The organism is Marinomonas arctica (assembly GCF_003259225.1).
GTDB lineage: Bacteria > Pseudomonadota > Gammaproteobacteria > Pseudomonadales > Marinomonadaceae > Marinomonas > Marinomonas arctica.
Window position 1 is genome coordinate 59,626 of sequence record NZ_QHJF01000010.1, and the last position, 23,889, is coordinate 83,514.

At 45.6% G+C, this 23,889-nt stretch carries 22 protein-coding genes; 13 read left to right on the forward strand and 9 right to left on the reverse strand.

The window, feature by feature from the left end; all coding sequences use genetic code 11:
- Positions 1-6: 6 nt before the first annotated feature.
- Positions 7-1,209, forward strand: coding sequence for a 4-hydroxybenzoate 3-monooxygenase (gene pobA, locus DK187_RS07420; protein WP_111606838.1), 1,203 nt, complete (start codon positions 7-9; stop codon positions 1,207-1,209).
- Between the two features lie 89 nt (positions 1,210-1,298).
- On the opposite strand, the gene DK187_RS07425 is transcribed toward pobA, so the two are convergent.
- The 9 genes from DK187_RS07425 to DK187_RS07465 all read right to left on the reverse strand — a co-directional run bounded on the left by DK187_RS07425 (position 1,299) and on the right by DK187_RS07465 (position 8,678).
- Entirely contained in the window at positions 1,299-1,631 is a 333-nt protein-coding gene (locus DK187_RS07425; RefSeq protein ID WP_111606716.1) for a PBPRA1643 family SWIM/SEC-C metal-binding motif protein, read from the reverse strand.
- Positions 1,632-1,845: 214 nt separating this feature from the next.
- Complete coding sequence (locus DK187_RS07430; protein WP_111606717.1) at positions 1,846-2,874, reverse strand: LPP20 family lipoprotein; 1,029 nt, start codon at positions 2,872-2,874, stop codon at positions 1,846-1,848.
- Between the two features lie 2 nt (positions 2,875-2,876).
- Positions 2,877-3,503: a penicillin-binding protein activator LpoB gene (locus tag DK187_RS07435; RefSeq protein ID WP_204355599.1), complete on the reverse strand. Its 627-nt coding sequence runs from the start codon at positions 3,501-3,503 to the stop codon at positions 2,877-2,879.
- A 70-nt stretch (positions 3,504-3,573) separates the two neighbouring features.
- On the reverse strand, positions 3,574-5,241 hold the full coding sequence (locus tag DK187_RS07440) for a COG3014 family protein (protein WP_111606718.1): 1,668 nt from the start codon (positions 5,239-5,241) through the stop codon (positions 3,574-3,576).
- A gap of 231 nt (positions 5,242-5,472) precedes the next feature.
- Entirely contained in the window at positions 5,473-5,946 is a 474-nt protein-coding gene (gene secB, locus DK187_RS07445) for a protein-export chaperone SecB (protein ID WP_111606719.1), read from the reverse strand.
- Between the two features lie 64 nt (positions 5,947-6,010).
- Complete coding sequence (gene grxC, locus DK187_RS07450) at positions 6,011-6,265, reverse strand: glutaredoxin 3 (RefSeq protein ID WP_111606720.1); 255 nt, start codon at positions 6,263-6,265, stop codon at positions 6,011-6,013.
- A gap of 11 nt (positions 6,266-6,276) precedes the next feature.
- Positions 6,277-6,696 (reverse strand): rhodanese-like domain-containing protein, encoded by a 420-nt coding sequence (locus DK187_RS07455; protein ID WP_223232246.1) that lies wholly within the window; start codon positions 6,694-6,696, stop codon positions 6,277-6,279.
- Between the two features lie 210 nt (positions 6,697-6,906).
- Positions 6,907-7,710, reverse strand: coding sequence for a DUF1338 domain-containing protein (locus DK187_RS07460; RefSeq protein WP_111606721.1), 804 nt, complete (start codon positions 7,708-7,710; stop codon positions 6,907-6,909).
- Positions 7,711-7,808: 98 nt separating this feature from the next.
- On the reverse strand, positions 7,809-8,678 hold the full coding sequence (locus tag DK187_RS07465) for a LysR family transcriptional regulator (protein ID WP_111606722.1): 870 nt from the start codon (positions 8,676-8,678) through the stop codon (positions 7,809-7,811).
- Positions 8,679-8,870: 192 nt separating this feature from the next.
- Here DK187_RS07465 and amaB point away from each other — a divergent pair, with 192 nt between their 5' ends.
- The 12 genes from amaB to DK187_RS07525 all read left to right on the forward strand — a co-directional run bounded on the left by amaB (position 8,871) and on the right by DK187_RS07525 (position 23,728).
- Entirely contained in the window at positions 8,871-10,415 is a 1,545-nt protein-coding gene (gene amaB, locus DK187_RS07470) for an L-piperidine-6-carboxylate dehydrogenase (RefSeq protein ID WP_111606723.1), read from the forward strand.
- Between the two features lie 81 nt (positions 10,416-10,496).
- Positions 10,497-11,768, forward strand: a complete 1,272-nt coding sequence (locus DK187_RS07475; RefSeq protein ID WP_111606724.1) for an NAD(P)/FAD-dependent oxidoreductase — start codon at positions 10,497-10,499, stop codon at positions 11,766-11,768.
- Between the two features lie 227 nt (positions 11,769-11,995).
- Positions 11,996-12,898, forward strand: coding sequence for a LysR substrate-binding domain-containing protein (locus DK187_RS07480; protein WP_111606725.1), 903 nt, complete (start codon positions 11,996-11,998; stop codon positions 12,896-12,898).
- A 111-nt stretch (positions 12,899-13,009) separates the two neighbouring features.
- A complete protein-coding gene (gene gpmI / locus DK187_RS07485; RefSeq protein WP_111606726.1) occupies positions 13,010-14,539 on the forward strand; it encodes a 2,3-bisphosphoglycerate-independent phosphoglycerate mutase in 1,530 nt (509 codons plus the stop codon).
- A gap of 7 nt (positions 14,540-14,546) precedes the next feature.
- Entirely contained in the window at positions 14,547-15,686 is a 1,140-nt protein-coding gene (locus DK187_RS07490; RefSeq protein WP_111606727.1) for a murein hydrolase activator EnvC family protein, read from the forward strand.
- Positions 15,687-15,738: 52 nt separating this feature from the next.
- Positions 15,739-17,013, forward strand: coding sequence for a S41 family peptidase (locus DK187_RS07495; RefSeq protein ID WP_111606728.1), 1,275 nt, complete (start codon positions 15,739-15,741; stop codon positions 17,011-17,013).
- A gap of 42 nt (positions 17,014-17,055) precedes the next feature.
- Entirely contained in the window at positions 17,056-18,246 is a 1,191-nt protein-coding gene (locus tag DK187_RS07500) for a divergent polysaccharide deacetylase family protein (protein ID WP_223232245.1), read from the forward strand.
- Positions 18,247-18,719: 473 nt separating this feature from the next.
- Entirely contained in the window at positions 18,720-19,832 is a 1,113-nt protein-coding gene (locus DK187_RS07505; RefSeq protein WP_111606729.1) for a branched-chain amino acid ABC transporter substrate-binding protein, read from the forward strand.
- A gap of 109 nt (positions 19,833-19,941) precedes the next feature.
- Positions 19,942-20,865, forward strand: coding sequence for an ABC transporter permease subunit (locus DK187_RS07510; protein ID WP_111606730.1), 924 nt, complete (start codon positions 19,942-19,944; stop codon positions 20,863-20,865).
- Positions 20,866-22,140, forward strand: coding sequence for a high-affinity branched-chain amino acid ABC transporter permease LivM (gene livM, locus DK187_RS07515; protein ID WP_111606731.1), 1,275 nt, complete (start codon positions 20,866-20,868; stop codon positions 22,138-22,140).
- Positions 22,137-23,018, forward strand: coding sequence for an ABC transporter ATP-binding protein (locus tag DK187_RS07520; protein WP_111606732.1), 882 nt, complete (start codon positions 22,137-22,139; stop codon positions 23,016-23,018). The genes livM and DK187_RS07520 overlap by 4 nt, the downstream gene beginning before the upstream one ends.
- Positions 23,015-23,728: an ABC transporter ATP-binding protein gene (locus DK187_RS07525; protein ID WP_111606733.1), complete on the forward strand. Its 714-nt coding sequence runs from the start codon at positions 23,015-23,017 to the stop codon at positions 23,726-23,728. Before DK187_RS07520 ends, DK187_RS07525 begins: the two co-directional genes overlap by 4 nt.
- Positions 23,729-23,889: the final 161 nt, after the last annotated feature.

Genomic DNA, 23,889 nt, shown 5'->3' on the forward strand with positions numbered 1-23,889 from the left:
AGCATGATGAAAACACAAGTGGCGATTATTGGCGCAGGTCCATCTGGCTTGTTGCTAGGTCAATTGTTAGCAAAGCAAGGCATTGATAACGTTATTATTGAGCGCGCTTCAGGCGAGTACATTCTGGGACGCATCCGTGCAGGCGTGCTTGAACAGGGCATGACGGACTTGCTTCGTGAAGCTGGTGTCGGTGAGCGCATGGATCGAGAGGGCCAAATTCATACAGGTGTTGAGTTAGCGTTTAACAATAAACGCGTGCAGATTGAATTAGAAAAACTCACCGGCGGCAGTACCGTCATGGTCTATGGTCAAACGGAAGTGACTCGCGATTTGATGGAAGCGCGTCAGAAAGCCGGTCTCACGACCTACTATGAATCCAGTAATGTGGCATTACACGATGTGAAAACCGATACCCCTTATGTGACGTTTGAGCAAAATGGTGAGCAGCATAGGCTCGACTGTGATTATATAGCGGGTTGTGATGGTTTCCATGGCGTCTCACGTCAAACTATCCCTGAGTCGTCTCGTAAAGAGTTTGAGCGTGTTTATCCATTTGGCTGGTTGGGCGTACTTTCCGATACACCTCCTGTCAATCATGAATTGATTTACTGTAAAACAGACCGTGGTTTTGCCATGACCAGCATGCGTTCGGCAACGCGTTCGCGTTATTACCTTCAAGTTCCTCTTACAGATAAAGTGGAAGATTGGAGCGATGAAGATTTCTGGACAGAGCTAAAACGTCGTCTTCCGGATGACGTGGCTGCGAAGCTAGTGACGGGTCCAAGTATCGAAAAAAGTATTGCGCCATTACGCTCTTTTGTTTGTGAACCAATGCAATACGGAAATTTGTTTTTGGTCGGTGACGCGGCCCACATCGTGCCTCCAACCGGCGCTAAGGGATTGAACCTAGCGGCGTCTGATGTGGCCACGTTAAACAAAGTCATGAAGCGTGTTTACAAAGATGGCGACAAAGACTGTATTTCTCAGTACTCAGACATTTGTTTGCGTCGTGTTTGGCACGGGGAGCGTTTCTCTTGGTGGATGACCAGTATGCTGCACGACTTTGGTCAAGGCGATGTACACGACACGGACGCCGCGACTTATGAGAAGTTTATGAGTTCGGAGCTTAACTTTTACACTGACACGGAAGCGGGTCGTCGTATTATTGCGATGCAATATGTTGGTTTGCCTTATGAAGATCTGTCTTGAGCGTTAATATCGATAGATAGCTAAAATTTAGCGGCCCTATAATAGCTATAGTGGCCGCTAATTTTTTATAAAAAAATTGCTTGGTGTGTTTAACCACAGCATTTTTTGTATTTTTTGCCGCTCCCACATGGACATGGGTCATTACGTTGAGGTGTTTTTTCAACAATTTGAGGCGCGGGTTTGTTAAGCGCTACATCTAAAGCCGTAATGTCCTCCGCGGCTTCACTGTCGATGCGAATCTCTGCAAATAAATGGTTAGCGATCAGTATGGCGCTTATTTCTTGCTCACGCTCGGCGCTTTGCACTTGTAAAACCAGCGGATTTTCTTCGCTACCATATTTTACTTTCGGCTTAGGCTGATAATTGCCTAAATTATGTTTTCCCATAATATCGGGTTTGCCGCGATAAAAGAATTTTGACACTGGTGTTCCTAATGATGTGTAAAGCCACTCACAGTGAGCAACTAAAGGCCACGCAGTTTAACAGAGTTTAGAGTGCTTAGCGCGTATTCGATGTGGCTTTGCATAAAGGAGGCTCGCCTGTTAGCCACTAGGGCAGAAATGTCTAGCATGCCGATGATCAACAATATACAAGATAGTGGGTATTGTGCTGGACTGTTCTATTTAACCCCGTCAATTAACTCAAACGTGTTAACCAAGTAAACAGGGCTTCTATGGCTTGATTTGCCCAGTTAATCGTCGCCTGTTCTTGAGCCTTGTCTAGATTCTTCGCAATGCCTCTAGCGCTCACTGTCCACGATGCCAATCGCGTGCCTGCAGGGTCTATTAGTTCTAATGTGCCATCTTCAAAGACATAAAAACGTCCATCTTGTTCTTCGTGATGTTGCGCCGTTCGACTATTCAGTGTGAACAAAGAGCCGCTTTTTGGCGTTAGTCCAAAATGTGAAAGCGCGCTGGCAAGATGGTCGGCTTGTCTTGTGGCGGATACATCAAAACCATAATGGGTCAGTGCTTGGTTGAGTCGCTGTTCTATGTCTTGTATCTCTGTGTCGGCTTTGCCAGATGGGAGACGCTCGGTCGAATACAGACTGAGCTCATCTTTATAGAATTTGCGTTGGGCAAAGTAGGGGATGAGTTGCATAAAGGTTTGCCAGTCCTGCGGCGCAGGATAGTGGTCTTCTGTTTGCGTCAATGACGTCGCGAGTTTGCGAATCATGTCGTCTGTGTCGTTTATGGCTATTTTTAGCTTGGCAACAATACGGCTACGATCAATCGATTGTAGTGCGTATACATAGTTCTTATCAGCAAAACGTTGTTCATTAACCGTTTGCTCTAGCTCTATGGGGGCGGTGGTGATTTGTGTGTAGGCCGTTTGAATTTTTGAAACCTGCTCAGCGCCTTGTCCAGATCTGACTTGGGTATCTTGCGTATTCACTTGGCTGACTTGGGTACGAAGCTGCTGCGCAATCTGTAAATTGCCGTTTTGCTCGGCTTGAGTGAAAGCCAAGGCAATGTTTTCAATGCGCGTTGCGCTGCCTACGCCATACAAATGTGTGTTGCTTTGAGGAGGAGACATGACCCAGCTGGGTAGGCTCTCCTCACTCTGAGCCGATTGTGTATTGACGCTCGAACAGCCTGTTAAGCAGAGCAGTAGCCCAGCTAATAATAGGCTGTATCGTTGAGTAGGAAGCGCAAAGCGTTGCATGATTAGAAAAAGCCTTTATCCGCCAATTTTTTGATCTTCTTCTGACCGTTCCAGACTTCGCGGTTGGTGGTCATATCAATCAATTTTAAATCGACCTGATAGAAGCTAACACGCTGGTCGCCATTGGAATCAACAATCGAGTTGATGGTGCCAGATAACGCGAACCCAGCCCCTTGCTCAAGACCAAATTTCGCAACGGTATCCGGTGCGGCATTAAGTTCTTGTTCTTCACGTTCCGCGCGAACGTCGTCTCGCTCGGCACCAGACACAACAAAGTCAACTTTACCGGCACGCAATAAACTGCGTTTGATGTCGTTAATAAAGGTCTCGACAGGAATATGTTCAGAGGTTTTATTGCGAATACTTTGTACTATGACCGTTGGATTCCCTTTATTGCTAAAATTGTAATCACGGAACCATGGAAAAGTGAGCATGTCGCCCATCATTTCTTCTGCTACAAGGCGGGAATCGGTGTCATTCCAGCGATCCGATAGCATAACGTCTTCGTTCGTATCCAGACGTTTAACACTGCCAGAGCAGGCGGTTAACAGCATTGCCATAAAGAGAGTAAATAGACCCTTTAATGACAGGACTGTCCATTTGGAATGTTTGGGTGTCGCGATGAGCATGAGTATTTTCCTTACGTGCGTTTTGGCTTGTGGTTAAGAGTGTAACCAATAACCTCTGAGTTTAACGAATTTAGTTAGGGTTGCGTAGATTCCACACTTTAATTTTGTTTGCTTCTAGATGTACCTTACCAAGAGAAAAGGTCTTCTGATTTACCTGATAATCTGGTGTGTATTCGCCTGGAGGCAATGGTGTTCGTGTTAATCTAACTTGCGCGGGTAACGTTAGCCAATTTCTAGTGTCCGCGGCGGAAGACGCAAACACAGCGACTTGTCCAATCAGATTTAAAATCAACGCCGCGTTTTTATCCTGTACATTGGATGATACCTGATACGCCAACCAGCTGCGCAATAGTTCTCTTACTAAACCTTCATAGATGTCTCGTTGTGCTTGTGCCAGCTGCTCTTGAAAAGCGATGTCAGCGAGAGAGGTCATGCGGATACTGTTTTTAACAGGCGTAACGGCCTCCGTGCTCACTTGCAATGTGGGTTGGTGTTGGTCCAATGTGAAACGACCATAATATGGCACAGTAACACGTATGGGTTGTTCGGTAAGTAGTTTATCGACATGGGTGGCGCTGAGTTGCTGCCAAACAGGGCGGCCAAGAATCACGCGCTTGGTAAAAATGCCTGAAAAGGTTCCCCAAGCGCCACCAGCCTTGTAATTCGCAATGAGATTAAGCGGATTGATATCTGCATAGACCATGGTAAACCAACGGAACGAATCATTCGCTTGAGTGGTTCCACCCCCGTGCAGCGGCTCTAAAACCAAGGAATAAGCACGTGGATCGGCATACAACAATAAGGTCATTTCGCTTTTGTCTGGGATAAACCCCTGATGTTCTAAAATCACCAGCTCAGACTCACCATCATGGTATTGTTTGAGCGTTTCTTGCATGGCTGGAGAGAGCTTGGTGTTAATGTGCTGTTGGATCTCATCTTGGCTGTAACCGCTTTTCTGCATCATGCGAATCGTATCCAGCCAAGCGCGTTCCGCTGTTATAGCGGGTAAATCGTATTGTTTTGCGTAGCCATCTTGGTAGAGGTTGGCGGCTTTTTGATAGCTAATTCGAGCGTCGTCGTATTCACCGCTTATTTCATACTGTAAACCTTCCATGTAGCGCGCCCAGGCATCATCACGATAGATAAATTTATCCGTATCGCGTCCGCCGGTGTAAAAGTTACCTAACCAGCTAAGCGCTTTCATGTAAAAGGCTTGGTTTTCTTTTGCGTTAAGATCTTGATAGCTTGGATTTTGTGCGCGAATTTCATTCAGTTTGATGTCGATACGACGTACTTCAACCAAGGCCGCATCCTGCAGCTGACGCTTCTGACGTGTGTCTGCTTCTTGTTCTGCTAGCGCAAGGTAATTGAGGGATTTAAGGTAGCTAATGTAAACACCTTCTATACCACTACCGCGATAATCACTTTGTCTAGGGTTGGTTAATAGTGCCCAAGAGCGATTGGAAAAATTTTCTGGGAAAAATGTATCACTTAACTTTTCAGCCTGTTCTAACAGAGTATTACTGCGCTCAAAATCGCCTTGGTTTTGGGCTAGAGCGCCAGCTTCCATATAGTACAGCAGTTTATCTTGTGGGTTATTGAGTACACCTTCTAGCTTTTCTTCTGCGGCTTTCCATTCGCCTTCTTTGGCTAAGCTTAACCCTGCATCGATATCTTGTTTATAGGTGGCGCAGCCAGCTAAAAAGCAAACGCTTGCCCAAAGGAATAGCCACTTCACGTCACATTCCTTTTTCTAAGAACTGATTGGCAAAAAGAAGGGTGAGTAAGGCAAAACACCCCAAATAGAGTATAAGCCAGCGGGCTCTTAGACAATTCGGACAAGGCTTTTTTTTCTTTTTCATCACAGCTTCCGTTGTGTTGGATGATCTCAAGATGCTTATTATGCAACAAAAAAAGAGGCAGTAGCCTCTTTTTCTTAACGTCTATTTGCTTTCGCCATTCGCTCGTATTATTGCTTGGTTTCCGCTTGTTGCTTTTGTAGGCTTTCGATATAAAGCGCATCAAAATTGATAGGCGCAAGCATAATCGCAGGGAAACTGCCTTTTACCACAACAGCGTCAATGTTTTCACGGGCATAAGGGAACAGTGTCGCAGGGCAGAATGCTCCCAATGCGTGATGAAGTTGTTGGTCGTTAAGGCCAGAAATAACGAACAGACCGCCTTGTTGAACTTGAACCAAATAGCCTGTGTTGCCATTGTTTTTTACCGTGACGGTAATTTCTAGAACGATTTCGTAGACGCTTTCGCCCACTTGACGGCTTTTTGTGTTCAACTCTAAGCCGACTTCTGGTTTCCATTCTTCTTGGAAAATCATGGGTGAACGAGGAGATTCAAAAGAAATGTCTTTTAAAAACACGCGCTGCATGGAAAGTTGTGGTGTTTGCGCTTCTTGTGCTTCTGGTGTTTCAGCTGTATCGGACATCTTGGTTCCTTTTTGTTAATGGTTTCGTTTTATTATTGGGTGAATGAAGTCATATTTTCAGGCATTACTGCGCTAGTAAAGCGTCCAGTTTTTGCTCACGCTCAAGGGCATAAAGATCATCACAGCCGCCGACATGTCGTTCACCGATCCAAATTTGTGGGACAGTATGGCGACCGCTTTTTTCCATCATTTCTTGTCGTAATTCACGTTCTCCGTCTACACGGATCTCATTAAAGGCAACATTTTTTGCCGTTAATAATTGTTTAGCTCTGACGCAAAACGGACAGTAATCGCTCGAATAGATAGTGACAGTGGCCATAATATTCTCTCTTATCCTTTCACTAGTGGTAGGTTAGATGATTGCCATTCTACAATACCACCTTGAAGTTTGTATATTTTACTAAAGCCCGCTTTTTTGAGGTCTTTTGCGCTGGCGCCAGACGTGATGCCCGACTTACAAACAATAATGATTGGAGTGTCTTTGTGTTTTTCAAGACGCTTTAAATTGTCCTGCATTTTAGTAGCAGGAATATTCATTGCACCCGTAATGTGACCGGTGTTGAACTCCTTTTCTGGACGAATATCAACAACAACGGCATCTTCATTATTCATCAGATTGGTTGCTGCCGAAGGGGTTAGCCCCTGCGCACCGCCTTTGCTCTCAACAAACAGTAGTGTAGCAAGTATCGCTAAAAAGACAGCGACCATTTCCCAGTGGTTGATAGAAAATTCAATAAGTTGGTTCATCATAATCGTAAGGCCCATGTTTAAACTGCGAGCATTATACACGGCCAGTAGAATCGGTACAGACTCTCAGAAAGCTTTGTGTGATTAGCGTGCCTCAAAGACTCGTTTAAAAGGTTTCTAGCATGGGAATATGACAAAGAGGCAACTGAGCTAGGCTGAAACAGTAAAAACGAGCCGCTTGGGCTCGTTATACGCTTTTCATTTGCCGGATTGTTACTTTGCGCTGGTGGAATCAAAGATTTTATCGGCGTTGCCTTCGATGAAGCTGTCGAACAGTTTGCCATTAGGCATAACATGACGACGGGCAAATTCATAAAAACAGCTTGGAATGGTTTTTTGTTTGCCATCGGCAAAAGTGAAATCGATTTTGTCAGCCATGGTGGACGATTGCTCAAGAAAGAGTTCAGGCGACCCTTTTACCAAACCACCGACTTGGTTGAGTGCGTAGCCTTCGCTTTGAACGAGTGTATTAACATCCTCAATGGTTGGGAATGTCTCCAAATGGTTAATGCTGACAGTGAAATGGTTGGCTTGTAATCCCATGGTAGACAACCAAGCCGCGTATTCACTGTGCTCGGCAAGGGTTAGGTATTCGGCCTCTGTGGGTGTTTGCCACAATCTACCTGCCCAGAAAATAGCCGGCGTCTGTACGGCATCGGCTGGGATTTGGGCAATGAACTGACCAATAATCTCTTGGCAGTTCGCTGGCAGCTCTTCTACTAAGAGCTCAGATAAAAAAATCTTGGGCGAATCCACATCCGTTTGGTGCTGGTAACAGCGTGCTTTTAGGTGTTTGTTTTCGAAACGAAACGCCCCATAAGCTTTGTAGCCAATGGCTTCTAGCTGTGGTTCTAACTTTTCTAACGAGATCGGTGAGTTATTAAACGTGCGAAAGGCCACATGATCGTTCAGTACGTTTTCACCATGGCTTTTGAATAATGCTTGGATGCGTTGAGCCTGTGGGGTAACGGCTGTGTAATGATCCCACAAGGATGCGAAAAAATCGGTTGGAGTCATAAGGTTTCCTGCCATGAATGTTAGATCGATTCCGCTACTTTAGTGCAATGGTCAGTGGTAATGCAAAAGGTAAAAACGCACCTTGTGATGCGTAAAAGTTATGCGAGCCGAATCTCAGTCGGATTTTTATTGATTAATAATTGCTGCTTGGCGGTCAGAATCGTGTTGATTAGGTGTGCCGGAAAGCTGCGTTCTTTTTTGTGCGCTAGGCCCACCACACGCTTTAATTTCACATCGTTCAACGGTCGTAAGCACAGATCGTTGCGGCCTCGTGAGGAATGCTCTGGGATTAACGAGATGCCCAGTCCCGCCGCGACCAAATCTAACGCGTATTCTTCTGTTTTTACTTGAGCACGAACATCGGTGGTGAGTTCTTGTTTTTGCATCAAGTAGTTCCATGATTCCAAAATGTCGCACGGTGTGCGTGAAATAAAAGGCTGTTTATCGATTTGTTTAATGGACAGCGAAGGAAAGTCTGCTAGCCAATGATCCAGCGGCATGGCGATAACATAGTCGTCTTCCCATAACGGATAAAACACGTCTTCTTCGCTGGTATAGCGTTGGCAGGTAAAACGCAAGTCGGCACTTTCTGATTCATCGACAAGCTTTAAGGTCAGCCCATGGACTTCATCCAGCATGGTTTTGATGACTTGGCTGATCAGCGCACCCGATAAAAACGGCGTTAATGAAATAGACAGGGCCAGCGGTGTGGGCGTTTCGATAAATAGACTGCGCATGGCGCTGAGATCGCTGACCATTTTACAAGCATGGGGGTAAAGCTGTGAGCCGCTGTCAGTGGGCGATACGCCTTTGGAATGGCGAACAAAGAGCTTGGTGCCTAGATCATCTTCTAATTGGGCTACCGTGGTGGAAATCGACGGTTGCGCAACGAAGCAACGCTTGGCGGCGGCGCTTAAGCTGCGCTCTTCGTAAACAGCAATAAAATAACGTAACGATCGAATGTCCATCTGTGTGCTCTTTATAAAGGTGGTTCTTGCAAAAATGGCGTTCTATGTCTTTCTAATATACCTATAGGAAAATTGTCTGGCTATAGGAAAAAACTAGACCACTAGCAGGAAAACGGTATTTCTCATTCTGCTCTAGGCTGGTTAAGGTGAAGAAAGTTAAGTTCAATTTATACATAAATATTAGAGGTTCCTATGTCACTTACTTGCTTAGAAACGTTGGGCGTAAATAGCCTAAAACAAGGCGATACTTTTTACAGCGTATTAACCGGTAATACACTTGCTTTGGGTGAAGGCAGCACTTTTTCCGCTCACAGTCCAATCGATGGTAAGGCATTGTCTACCTTTAACAATGCGACTCCAGCTCAGCTAGACAAGGTAAATGCTGAACTAAAAGACGCGTTTAAAGCATTACGTGTGATTCCAGCGCCACGTCGAGGCGAATTAGTCCGTCGTATTGGCGAAGAAGCGCGTAAGTACAAAAACGAATTGGCGCAAGTGATCTCCTTAGAAGCTGGCAAAATTGCTCCTGAAGCCTTGGGTGAAGTACAAGAGTGGATCGACGTGTGTGACTTTGCTGTTGGTCAATCTCGGATGTTGCATGGCTTGTCTATTGTGTCGGAGCGTCCAGGCCATCGTATGATGGAGCAATGGCATCCACTGGGTCCTGTTGCGGTGATCACAGCGTTTAACTTCCCGATGGCAGTGTGGGCATGGAATGCGATGCTGGGTCTGGTGTGTGGTGACCCAATCCTATTGAAACCCTCTGAAAAAGCCCCCTTGTGTGCCTTGGCGATGTACCAAATCGCGCAAAATGTGATTGCTGACATGCCTGATATTCCTAAAGCGGCGGTGTCTGTGATGATTGGTGACCGCGATCTTGGTGAAGCGATTGCGGCAAGCGAGACCTTCCCGCTGGTTTCCGCGACAGGTTCGACGGCAATGGGCCGTGCGGTGGCAAAAACCGTTGCGGGTCGCTTAGGTCGTTCTTTGTTAGAGCTTGGCGGTAACAACGCGATGATTGTGTCTAATACCGCGGATTTGGATCTTGCGCTGCGTGCGATTGTTTTCTCGGCGGCCGGAACAGCGGGTCAGCGTTGTACCACATTGCGTCGTCTGATTACCCATGAATCTATCGTGGATGGCTTGGTTGAGCGTTTGGCGAAATCTTATGGTTCGCTTCGTGTGGGCAGTCCAATTGTTGAAGGTAATTTGGTTGGGCCACTGATTGATGAAGGTAGCTTTAATCGTATGCAAGCGGCCCTAGAAACCGCGAAAAAACAAGGTGGCGAGATTGTCTGCGGTGGCGAACGTGTGACCGAAGGCGTTCCGGCGGGTGGTTTTTATGTGCGTCCTGCGATTGTTCGTATTGCTCACGATGCGCCAATTGTTCATGAAGAAACCTTTGCGCCTATCCTGTATGTATTGACGTATAACACCTTTGAAGAGGCCATCGAAATTCAAAACGAAGTGCCACAGGGGTTATCGTCTGCTGTCTTTACTGAAAGCATGCGTGAAGCCGAAATGTTCATGTCTCCAGCAGGGTCTGACTGTGGTATTGCCAACGTGAACATTGGTACGTCTGGTGCCGAGATTGGCGGTGCGTTCGGTGGTGAAAAAGAAACCGGTGGCGGTCGTGAGTCGGGTTCGGATGCGTGGAGAAACTACATGCGTCGTACCACAAATACAGTGAACTATGGTGGTGATTTGCCATTAGCTCAGGGAATCATTTTTGAGTAATACACCGGATTAGGTAACTCAATAGGCGAGACTTTTTCTCGCCTATTTGCGTTCTGGCCAATGTCCTGATGAGGTCATTTTATGTCTGATAAAATCTGCAATTCTTTGTGGCGCGCCAGCTCTCCAGCGGCGCCTGTGTTGGCGCCTCTTGAAGGGCGCGTTGATGTCGAAGTGGTGATTGTTGGCGCGGGTTTTACGGGGCTTTCAGCGGCATTACATTTAGCTAAATTCGGCATTTCTGTTGCTGTGATTGAAGCTCAAGAAGTGGGCTTTGGAGGATCCGGACGTAATGTTGGCTTGGCGAACGCTGGTGTTTGGTTAGAACCCGACCAGTTGGATAATGCCATTGGAACAGAAGCGGGAAGCATTATGTACAAGGCTCTCGCAGCGGCGCCCGAGTTTGTCTATGGCCTCATAAAAGAATATGACATTCAATGTGAGCCCGTTCGCAATGGCACCCTACATGCAGGCGTGGGGAAATCAGGTTTGGCACAATTACAGCGTCGTTGTGAACAAATGCAGAAGCGTGGTGCGCCTGTTCAGTTGTTGGACGCCGCCGAAGCGCAAGTTCGTATCGGTTCGAGTAAATTTAATTCCGCCTTGTTTGATCCACGCGCCGGCACGATTCAACCTTTGGCCTACGCTCGTGGGTTGGCTCACGCCGCGTTAAAAGAGGGAGCTAAGCTATTTGACCAATCTCCTGTGAGTAAAATCGAACCTGCAGACAACGGTTGGGTTTTGCACACGGAAAAGGGGCAGGTACACGCTGAAAAAGTGATGCTTGCGACGAACGCTTACAGTGAATTTGGCGTGAAAGAGCAAGCGCGCAAATTTGTGCCGATTTTTTATTCTCAATTGGCAACCAAGCCTTTAAGTGAAGCGCAGTTGGCCAGTATTCTTCCAAATAAAGAAGGCGTCTGGGATACCTGTACCGTGATGAGTTCTTTCCGCTTAGACCAACAAGGTCGCTTAGTCTTTGGTGGCATGGGCGGCGAGGGCAGCGTGTTGTCTAACTGGGCTACACAACGTGTTACCGAACTCTTTCCCATTTTAAGTAAAGTGCAATGGGATTACTGTTGGACGGGAAAAATTGCTTACAGTGAAGATCATTTACCTCATTGCCAACAATTAGAAAAGGGCTTGTTTAGTGTGGCCGGTTACAGCGGTCGGGGAATTGGGCCTGGCACAGTGGTTGGTGCGGAGTTGGCTGAGTGGCTTTCGGGTCGAAGAGAAAGTTTGTCGATACCGACCACAGTACTGAGAGACATTTCGTTTCGTGAGTTGAAACGTTTGTTTTACGAAGTGGGAGCGCATACGTATCATATTGGGCAGCAGTCACATGCTTTGGATTAGAATGATGACTAAGCTCGCGACATCATGCAAGGTGTCGATTAGTTTGGCCGTCATGTAAGTTCACAGTGAATAACGCTGATAATAAAACGCATCTTTATGGTGCGTTTTTTATTTTACTGGTTGGGAATACATCTGATATAGGATACAGTTATTATCTTCTTGTGTTTGCTTGCGTTTTTTGTCTTTTTATTTATGCCTTTTTATTTATGTGAATGAGTAACGCCTACATGCGCCGTTATATCCCATCGTCAACTGCACTAAAATGTTTTGAAGCGTCCGTACGACATTTAAGTTTCACAAAAGCCGCGGAAGAGTTGCATCTCACTCAAAGTGCCGTCAGCCGTCAAATTCGTAACCTTGAAGAATTCTTGTCACGAGATTTGTTTATTCGTCTTAATAAACGCTTGGTGTTAACCGGAACGGGCGCGGCTTATTACAAAGAAGTGGTGCCGTTACTAGATGGGATGGAAAATGCGTGTTTGCGTATGTTGCATCGCGAAGATGAAAAAACCACTCTGACTATTTCAGCTTTGCCTACCTTGGCATCTTATTGGCTGATGCCACTTCTTGCAGAATTTCAAACCGCTCACCCACAATTTCAAATTAAGGTTCGTTCCTTAGACGATGCCGCTAAGATCGATCCAGAAAGTATTGATATTATTTTGCATTATGGTGGTGATCATTGGCCTCGTGCGATTTCTCATCAATTGATGAAGGAAAAAGTGGTCGCGGTGGTCTCACCTGCGTTATTGAAACGAATTGCTAATAAATCCACTGAGTCATGGCGAGTCGAAGATGTCACCTTATTCCCTTTTCTGCATTTATCATCCCGAATCAATGCATGGCCTGACTGGATGGTAGCGCAAGGCTTAGAAAGTGGTTCCTTTGCTGGGGCGTCTTTCGCGCATTTTCATATGTTGCTTGAAGCCGCGAAAAACAGCATGGGCATTGCGATTATGCCCACAATATTGGCGGAACGTAGTCTACAGAATGGCGAACTGGTAGCGCCTTTTGGTAGCGCTGTCTCGACCCCCCATGAGTACCTTTTGTCGTACCCAGTTGATAAAGCAGATCTTGAGCAAGTAGTGATTTTTCGTGACTGGTTACTGACAAAACGAAATGAGGCTTAGTGCGTGATTAGTGAAATTAATAGTCTGAATAGCCACGCTACTCTGTAACTAAATTACAAGCCTGTGATAGTATCAAGTCATACTCATGATCAATTTACGGGATAGATTAACATGAACAAAAAAACCACAGCTCTCTTCATCCTTGACGGATGGGGATACAGCGAAACCTCTACCTCCAATGCCATTGCCGCAGCTAACACGCCTAACTGGGACGCGTTGTGGAATGGTCATCCGCATACACTCATCAAAACGTCTGGCTTAGCGGTCGGGCTGCCTGAAGGCCAAATGGGTAATTCCGAAGTGGGGCACATGAATTTAGGTGCGGGTCGAGTGGTTTACCAAAACTTTACTCGTATTGGCAAAGCCATTGAAGATGGGTCATTTTTTGAAAACCAAGCCCTAGTGAACGCAGTGGACAAAGCGGTTGCTGCAGGTAAAGCGGTGCATATTCTTGGTTTGTTATCCGACGGTGGTGTTCATAGTCATCATGAGCAAATCATGGCGATGTGTGAATTGGCTGCAAAACGTGGTGCCAAAGCGGTTTATGTGCATGGTTTTACCGATGGCCGAGACACACCACCACGTTCCGCTCAAACCCCACGAGCTGAGTTAGAAGCAAAATTGGCCGAGTTGGGTGTGGGTAAAATCGCGACGCTAACAGGACGTTATTTTGCTATGGACCGTGATAATCGCTGGGATCGTGTACAAACCGCTTACGATGCTATTGTGTTAGGTAAAGGTGAGTTTCAAGCGGACACGGCAGAGAGCGCGATTCAAGCCGCTTATGATCGTGATGAAAACGATGAGTTTGTCAAAGCGACTGTCGTTGGTGACGCGGTACCAGTTCAAGATGGCGACGCGATGATTTTTGCTAACTTCCGTCCGGATCGTGCGCGTCAATTAACGCGTGCTTTTACCGATGCCGACTTTGATGGCTTCACTCGTGCCGTTTATCCAAAACTGGCAGCGTTTGTGACTTTCACTGAATTTTCATCGGATATTAAAGCAGATGTGGCGTTTCCGCCTGTGGCGTTAACCAATACCTTGGGTGAAGTGCTAGCCAAGCATGGCAAAAAACAATTACGCATTGCCGAAACCGAAAAATACGCTCACGTGACGTTCTTTTTTAATGGTGGCGAAGAAGCTTTGTTTGATGGTGAAGAACGTGAGTTGATCCCGTCTCCCAATGTGGCGACTTACGACCTGAAGCCTGAAATGAGCGCACCAGAAGTCACAGACAAACTGGTTGAAGTCATCACAGCGGGCAAATATGACACCATTATTTGTAACTTTGCCAACGGCGACATGGTGGGGCACAGCGGTATTTTTGACGCCGCCGTTAAAGCCGTAGAAGCGGTAGATGCTTGCTTGGGTCGAATTATCGAGGCGTTGAAAGTGAATGGTGGTCAATGTTTGATTACTGCCGATCACGGTAACGTAGAGCAAATGTTGAGCGATGATGGTTCTCAGCCCTTAACCTCTCATACGATTGGCCCTGTGCCTCTAGTGCTGTTTTCTCCTACGCAAGGTTTGGGTATCAAAGAAGGGGCATTGTGTGACCTTGCCCCAACGTTACTCGACATGATGGGAATGGACAAGCCAGCAGAAATGACAGGTGTGAGCTTGCTCACACGGGCATGAGGCGGTAATGGTCTTACTATTTCGTAGTTTGCTTTTGTGTTTGTGCTTGCTGCCCAGCTTAGGTTGGACAGCAGGTGAACCGCAAACGCCTGAAGAAGCCAAGCAACAAATACAAGCGTTGCAAAAAGATTTGCAAAAGCTCAATAGCTGGCTAAAGGATTTAAAGTCTGAGCGATCGGATGTAGAGAAGCAACTTGAAGGCAAAGAAAAAGACATTCAGGCACTGCTTAAAAAAATCCAAGAAATTCAGGAAAGCTTAAAAAAAGGTGACGAGCAGCTGGGCGAATTAAGAGTCCAGCAGCGTTCCCTTCAGCTTAGTATCCAACAGCAAAATGAACAAATAGCCGCCCAATTAAGGGCGGTTTATCGTTCCGGTAATGAAGAAAGCATTAAGTTGTTATTAAATGGAAATACCTCTGAAGAAGCGCAGCGTTTAGTGCAATATAATCGCTATTTTTCTACGGCAAGGCAGTCCTTGATCAACGGGTTTGTGAATGAGGTGAACGATCTCAGTTTGGTTGAAAATAGCATTCGCAGTCATCGAGCCCAACAAGCCAAAGAAGAGAGTCAGCTTAAAGAAGAGCGCAGTCGCCTGCTAAGTCAACAAACTGAACGCCGTAATTTATTGGTAAAGCTTGATCAGGATCTAGCCCAAGGCGATAAACGTTCTAAGCAATTATTGCAGGATCAACAGAACTTACAGGACATGCTGCAACGCTTAGAAGAAGCACTGGCGGATGTGAAAATCCCTGATCAAGATGTGCCTTTTTCATCCCAACGTGGCAAGTTAGTGAGGCCGTTAAAGACGTTGGCGACTTTGCCCACAACGGGCAGTATCAATTTGGGTGGAGTGACGCTTAGAGCGAAAGAAGGCGAGCCTGTTCACGCTATATTTTCAGGGCGTGTCGTGTTTTCTGACTGGATGCGTGGTTTCGGCTTTCTACTCATCTTAGACCATGGTGATGGCTATATGTCACTGTACGGTTATAACCAAAGTTTATTAAAAGAAGTAGGAGAATGGGTGGGAGCCAATGATACTGTCGCCATGGCTGGCAGTACTGGTGGTCGTCCGGATGCTGCTTTATTTTTTGCAATTCGCCATAATGGTACGCCATTAAAACCACTTTCTTGGATAGATGCTGGGTAACGTGCATGACCGTCCCAGTTCCGCTGCTAGTAAAAAAGTCATAGGAAGTAATATGATCAATATTTTGCGTCAACGAATACCCGTTTTGTTTATGGTGCTATTGGTTCAGCCGGCTTTTTCTGCGGATACTAAACAAGCATCTAAATTGCCTACTGCCGAGATTCAATCCTTTGTTGAAACCTTCGAAACCATTCGCGAGGGTTACGTTGAAACACTGTCTGATGAGGACATACTTCATAAAGCGCTAAAAGGCATGGTCTCTGGTCTTGATCCGCATTCCGAATATTTTACGAAAACAGAATTGGCCGATTTTAATGAGCTGACCTCTGGTAATTATGCGGGCATTGGTGTTGAAGTCGAGATGAAAGACAAGCGATTGACCATAGTCACGCCTGTGGATGGCTCCGCTGCTGCCGAGGCTGGGATTTTGCCTGGTGATGTTATTATCAAAATTGATAATACGTTAATTACTGACTTGGGTATGCAAGATATTGTGACGCTCATGCGTGGTGAAGTGGGTTCTACTGTTTCGCTGGATATCGAGCGAGACGGTGAAATTAAACATTACGAGTTAACACGTCGTTTGGTTGAAGACGCCAGTGTGACGGCTAAGTGGTTAGACACGGGAATCGCTTATTTTCGCATCAGTCAATTCCAAGGTGATAGCGACATCGAGTTTTATGAAGCCATCGATAAACTCGCAGCACAAAGTAAAATTCAAGGGGTTGTCTTAGATTTGCGTAATAATCCCGGTGGTGTTTTGCAAAGTGCTGTTGGGGTGGTAGACGCTTTTATTGATAAAGGTATGATCGTTTATACCAGTGGGCGTCATGAGATGTCGAAAAGTCAGTTTAAGGCCACTGCGAAAAATACAAAATTTAAGCAAATTCCTGTTGTTGTTATGGTAAACGATGGCTCTGCGTCGGCGTCAGAAATTGTTGCTGGTGCTTTACAGGATCATCAGCGTGCAGTGGTGTTAGGCACGGAAACGTTTGGTAAAGGCTCTGTTCAAACAGTGGTTCCCTTATCCAATGGTGATGCGGTAAAATTAACCACCGCCTTATATTACACGCCAAATGGTCGTTCTATCCAAGCTCAGGGTATTACGCCCGATCTGATTGTGCCACAAGCGACATTAACCTTTGATAAAGACCCGTTTTTGGTGAAAGAGTCTGAGCTAAAAGGGCATTTAGGAAATGGTACGGGCGGTAAAGAACGAACCAGTGCGGACGTTTTGTCCGATATTGGTGAATTGGCAAAAACAGATTTTCAATTGTTTCAAGCGGTTACGATTCTGAAAACCTTGCCTAAATTAGTGCAGAAATAGCGATCTGTTTTTCACAAATGTATTGTTGGGGTAAAGACTCCTTTGTTTGATATTAAGAAAGTGTGGTTGCTTGCAGGGTTTTTATTCGCCTTGTCTGGAGGAGTCTATGCATCGGAGGCTGATCCTGATTATCTGGATGACTCTTTGGCGGACAAGCGACATGTTGTCGAATCATCGGATGACGTGAGTGCGTCAGAAGAGGGCATGGTGGCGTCACAGGAAGGTGTCATGGTGGTGTCAGACAAGACGCCTTCCGAGAAAGAGCCGATCATTTTGCCAGAGCATTTGGGACCGGTGTTGTTAGAACCAGAAAACACAACTGAGACTCGTGTGCCATCTGATTCTTACCCTTCCATTTTACAAGATCCGCAAGAGGCGCCATGGAAACCTTCTATTGCGCCTTTGTTAGATGTCCCCGTTCTGCTGGATGTCGTCCCTAATGAGAGCCTGCTTTCAGTCCCTAAGCCTGTTTCCACTGATTCTCCGAAAAAAATAATCACGCCGGCCAAAATGTTAGCGGTTGACGTGCACCCCAAAATGCCACAAATAGCGATTTTGATTGATGATCTTGGTTACAGTCGAGATGGCATGGAATCGTCTTTATTGCTACCAACTGAAGTGGCATTAGCGATTCTGCCAAGTACGCCTTTTGCTTTGCAAACCGCGCTGACCTCACAGAAACAACGCCGCATTACGCTTTTGCATGCGCCAATGGAAAATCAGCGAGAGTTAAAACTTGGTCCTGGTGGTTTGTATGCGAGCATGACGGAAGAGGAATTAAAAAGCACGTTAAGCAAAGATTTGGACAGTTTGCCTGGTATTCAAGGGGTAAATAATCACATGGGCAGTTTGTTAACCACTAAGGTCCACTCAATGGAATGGGTCATGGAAACGTTAAAAGACCGATCCTTGTTTTTTATTGATAGTTTAACCAGCGCTCAAAGTGTGGCGAAAAAAACCGCACAAGAATATGGGTTAAGAACGGTTGGCCGGGACGTATTTTTAGACAATATCCGCACGGAAGAGGCGATTGATAAGCAATTTTCTCGTCTCATAAAACTGGCTAAACGTCATGGAAGTGCTTTAGCGATAGGGCACCCTTATCCAGAAACCACGGCATATCTCAAGAAGCGTCTAAGTGATTTAGAGCGAGATGGGGTTCGTTTAGTGAGGATTTCTGAATTATTGGTCACTTCTCCTCCTTCTAAGCCGACCACGTCTGAAACAAAATAAGCGAAAAGCTCCGATTTTTAATGAAGTCGGAGTTTTTTGATAAAAAAACCGAGTTTTTATCAATTTATTATTGGTTTTTTGTACTAGATTATATTGAGTGTGATTTTTCACAATAGGCCTAATGACATCATTTTTTGCCCTTTCTTTTTGCCCGCTAATATCTTGCGCCTGCTTGGTGCAAATCTCCTTATCGAATAGTTTAAAAAACCATAAATTTAAATAATTCTAGTGATTTATTTTGTATTTTTTTTGCGCCACAGAATTTCTCCTAGGTTATTTGTAATATTTATCTGCACTACTATTGACCAAACTTTAGACTGATATTAATGTGTAGCTTCATTCCAGTGCACATTTTTTGGATAGTTGCTGTGAAAGTTCCATATTTTCTGCTTTTTCTTTGGGCTTAAATTATTGGAACGCTTCTTGCTTTTGAATAATAACGATAAAACACAAAACGAATAGAGGCTTTTCTTATGTCAAATGCGGTTGTTAGAAAAACATTAATTTCTCTTGCTGTTGCTGGTGCGGCGACGCTGGCTCAAGCGGATGTCGTTATCGGTGTCGCGGGTCCTCATACTGGTGCTTATGCGGCCTTTGGTGAGCAGTTATGGAAAGGGGCTGAAAAAGCCGCTCAAGACATCAATGCCGCAGGTGGCATCAATGGTGAAATGATAACATTGGTGAAAGCGGACGATGCCTGTGAGCCAAAACAAGCGGTGTCTGTGGCCAACCGCCTAGTTGACTCCGATGGCGCTTTAGCTGTGGTGGGTCATTTCTGTTCCTCTTCTTCTATTCCAGCGTCCAAAATTTACGAAGAAGCAGGTGTTATCATGGTAACACCTGCCTCTACGAACCCAACGTTAACAGATCAAGGTTTACCAAACGTTTTCCGTGTTTGTGGTCGTGACGATCAGCAAGGTGACGTGGCTGCCAGTTATATCGTCGATAAGTTAGGCGCTAAACGTGTTGCTGTCATCCATGACAAAGACACTTATGGTAAGGGTCTAGCTGATGCAATGAAGTCCACACTGAATGCTTATGGCGTAAACGAAGTCATGTACGAAGGTTTGACGCGTGGTGAAAAAGACTTTAACGCCTTGATTACTAAGATTCGCTCAGTCGATGCAGACGTTGTGTACTTTGGTGGACTTCACTCTGAAGCCGGTCCATTGGTTCGTCAACTACGTGAACAAGGTTCTAAAGCCATCTTCATTTCAGGTGATGGTATCGTATCCGATGAGTTTGTATCTGTTGCCGGTTCTCCAGAATACGTAGATGGTGTATTAATGACATTTGGTGCGCCACCAACGTCTTACCCTTCTGGTGCTAAAGTAATCAAAGAATTCCGCGATGCAGGCTATGAGCCAGAGGGTTACACGCTTTACTCATATACCGCTATGCAAGTCGCTGTTGCCGCTTTGGCCAACAATAATCTAGATCCGATCAAAGGTGCCGAGTGGCTTAAAACGCACTCTGTAGATACCGTAATGGGTAAAAAGGACTTTGATGAAAAAGGCGATTTGACCGTTTCCGACTACGTTATGTACGAGTGGGATGCTCAAGGTAAATATAGCGTAGTAGAGTGATTTTTACGCTAGTTGTTATTTTTTAGGCATAACTAATACATGTTTACTGACCAAGGATTGTGTTGGTAAACATGTTCTTCCTGTTCAAAAATCCCCACGAGGTCTTACGATGGATATCGTTCTCCAGCAGTTGGTAAACGGTCTTACCCTTGGCTCTGTTTATGGGCTCATTGCGATCGGTTACACCATGGTGTATGGCATTATCGGCATGATTAACTTCGCCCATGGCGATGTCTACATGGTGTCTTCTTATATTACTGCGATCGCTATTGCACTGATCAGTGCCTTGTTAACCTTTTTAGGTTTTGAATCTTTTCTTGTTGTCATAATCGGCACGCTCTTTTTAACGATTGTCGTAACGGGTGCTTATGGGTGGGTGATTGAACGTGTGGCTTATCGTCCATTGCGTAATTCCAGCCGCCTAGCCGTATTGATCTCGGCAATCGGTATGTCTTTGATATTGCAAAATTATGTACAGTTAAGCCAAGGTGCAAATCAACAGGGTGTTCCCACTATGTTGACTGGCGCGTTGCGTTTTCACGTCGGTGATGGCTTTGTACAGATTACTTACATGAAAGTCTTTATTCTTATTGCCGCTTTTGCTGGCATGGGGATTCTGACTTACGTTATTCAAAAAACCAAACTGGGTCGTATGTGTCGTGCGACTCAACAAGATCGAAAAATGGCCTCAATTTTGGGCATCGACACCGATAAAATTATTTCAACTGTGTTTGTTATTGGTGCCACAATGGCAGCGTTGGCTGGTGTTTTGATTACGCTGGACTATGGCGCGTTCGATTTTTATATTGGCTTCATTATCGGCATTAAGGCTTTTACTGCGGCGGTTTTAGGCGGCATAGGTTCTTTGCCTGGCGCCATGCTAGGTGGACTGATTCTGGGTTTATCTGAGGCCTTGTTTGCTGGGTTAATTAGTTCTGATTACAAAGATGTTTTCTCATTTTCTTTGTTAGTTCTCATTTTGATTATTCGCCCAAGTGGCCTTCTCGGCAAACCTGAAGTGGAGAAAGTATAAATGAGCCAATCTGTCGGAATTAATTTTAAAAAAAGTAGTATCGATGCCTTAATCGCTGGTTTTATGGCCTTGATTTTATTCGGTCCGATTGTCGGTGTGGTGTTGGATGGCTATAGCTTCAATGCTGAGTTCGACAAAGTGGCTTGGATGGTGTTGGTGGTTATCATTGGGCGCTTTGCCATGTCTAGCTTTTTTCAAACAGAAAAAGGCATCGCCATGGCGTTCCGTTATGCCAACAGCAATGATGGTGCGACGGTGCTGCCACCAGGGCATAAATCCAAAATGGTGTGGATTATTCCTCTGGTGATAGCGATTGGTTTGCTTGTGCCATTCATCGCCTCAAAATATGTGTTAACCGTCGTGATTCTAGGTTTGATCTACGTCTTGCTTGGCTTGGGTCTCAACATAGTCGTTGGGCTTGCAGGCTTATTGGACCTAGGTTTTGTGGGCTTTTATGCTATCGGTGCTTATGGTCTGGCATTGGGTTATGAAAATCTAGGGCTGGGCTTTTGGTCTATGTTGCCAATAGCGGCCCTAATGGCGGCTATTGCCGGCGCGATATTGGGTTTCCCCGTGTTGCGTATGCACGGTGATTATTTGGCGATTGTGACCTTGGGTTTCGGGGAAATTATTCGCTTAGTGTTAACAAACTGGGCTTCTTTCACCCACGGTCCAAATGGTGTATCCGCACCGATGCCAACCTTTTTTGGGCTAGAGTTTACGCGCCGGTCAAGAGACGGTAGCACGTTTCATGAGTTCTTTAATATTCCCTACGATTCTGCGTATCGATATATGTTTATTTATATCGTCTTGTTTGCTGTCGTATGGGCTGTGCTCTTCATCAAACATCGTCTGGTAAAAATGCCAATAGGCCGTGCTTGGGAAGCGCTTCGCGAAGACGAGATAGCGTGTCGTTCACTGGGTTTGAACCACGTATTAGTGAAGCTTTCTGCTTTTATGCTAGGTGCTTCCACTGGTGGCCTAGCGGGTGTGTTTTTCGCCACTTACCAAGGTTTTGTTAACCCTTCTTCTTTCACCTTTTTTGAATCGGCACTTATTTTAGCGATTGTCGTGTTAGGCGGAATGGGGTCCACATTGGGGGTAGTGATAGCGGCTTTCTGTTTGACCGTGTTGCCTGAAATGTTAAGGGAATTTGCAGAATACCGTGTTTTGATGTTCGGTATTTTGATGGTGGTGATGATGATTTGGAAACCTCGAGGTATTGTTCGTGTTACGCGGACTGGTTTTGCTGCGAGAAAAGGGGTAGTGAAATGAGCCAAGAAAATGTTTTAGCAGTAGAAAACTTGGTGATGCATTTTGGTGGTATTAAGGCGCTGAATGATGTGACGTTTAATATTAAGCGCGGATCGGTATCTGCTCTTATTGGTCCAAATGGCGCTGGCAAAACCACGGTATTTAACTGTCTGACGGGCTTTTACAAAGCAACGGGAGGCAAGATTATTTTGTCTGCAGGTGGCAAAGAGACCAGTATTATTAAAGTACTGGGCGAGCCTTTCCAGATGACGGATTTTTTCTCTCCGGTTGCCTTTTTTTCTCGTCTTAAATACAAGATGTTTGGCGGCTCGCATTTGGTAAACCGTGCGGGTCTGTCGCGGACATTTCAAAACATTCGCTTGTTTAAAGAAATGTCTGTGGTAGAAAATTTGTTAGTGGCTCAGCATATGCGCGTCAATCGCAGTCTGATCGCGGGGATTCTGAATACGAAAGGCTACCGAAAATCTGAAGAGGAAGCGCTAGAGCGTGCTTTTTACTGGTTGGGAGTGGTTGATTTAGTGGGATCCGCCAATCGTTTGGCGGGAGAGCTTTCCTATGGTCAGCAGCGCCGTTTAGAGATTGCTCGTGCTATGTGTACGAACCCAGAGATTGTTTGCTTAGATGAGCCTGCCGCAGGTCTGAACCCTTCCGAAACAGAAGCGTTGACAAAAATGATTCGTGTATTGCGTGATCAACACAACACGACGGTACTTCTCATTGAACATGATATGGGCATGGTCATGGATATTTCTGATTACATCGTCGTATTGGATCATGGTGAGGTCATTGCCAAAGGAGGCCCTGACGAAATCAAAAATAATCCTAAAGTGATTGCGGCGTATCTTGGTGCAGAAGAAGATGAAGAGGTGACACTATGACTACTTTAATGCAGTTTAAAGACGTCGATGTGCATTATGGTCCAATTCAAGCATTAAAGAAGGTGTCTTTGACGATCGATGAAGGTGAAATAGTCACCTTGATTGGGGCAAATGGCGCGGGCAAGTCGACGCTTTTGATGTCTATTTTTGGGCAGCCGCGTATTTCTTCTGGTGAAATTATTTACCGCGGCGAAGATATTTCGCAAAAATCGGCCCACTATGTGGCGTCCAACGGTTTGGCTCAATCCCCTGAAGGGCGCCGTATTTTTCCCAGTATGTCGGTAGAAGAGAACTTGCTGATGGGGACAATACCGATAGGTATGGAGCATGCGGAAAAGGACATGCAGCGCATGTTTGAGATGTTTCCACGTTTGTTAGAGCGTCGCAATCAGAGGGCATCAACCATGTCCGGCGGCGAACAACAAATGTTGGCGATTGCCCGTGCATTAATGAGCCGACCCAAATTGCTGTTATTGGATGAGCCTAGTTTAGGACTCGCACCGATTATCGTGAAGCAGATTTTTCAGATCCTAAAAGACGTCGCCAGTACTGGTATGACGATCTTTCTGGTCGAACAAAATGCGAACCACGCCCTAAAACTGGCGAATCGCGGTTACGTTATGGTGAACGGTGAGATTAAGATGACAGGTACGGGTGCCGAGCTTTTGGTGAACCCAGAAGTGCGAGAAGCCTATTTGGGTGGGCACTAGACGGTAAAACAAAAGACTTGGTGTTATCGCGATTACATACAAGGCCATACTTCATTCACAAAGAATGTCGTATGGCTTTTTTGTTTCATCATTTGAATTGTGGATAAAAAAGGCGTTTTTACACAGAAACTGTATGGATGAGCCAATACAGTGTGCGTTTT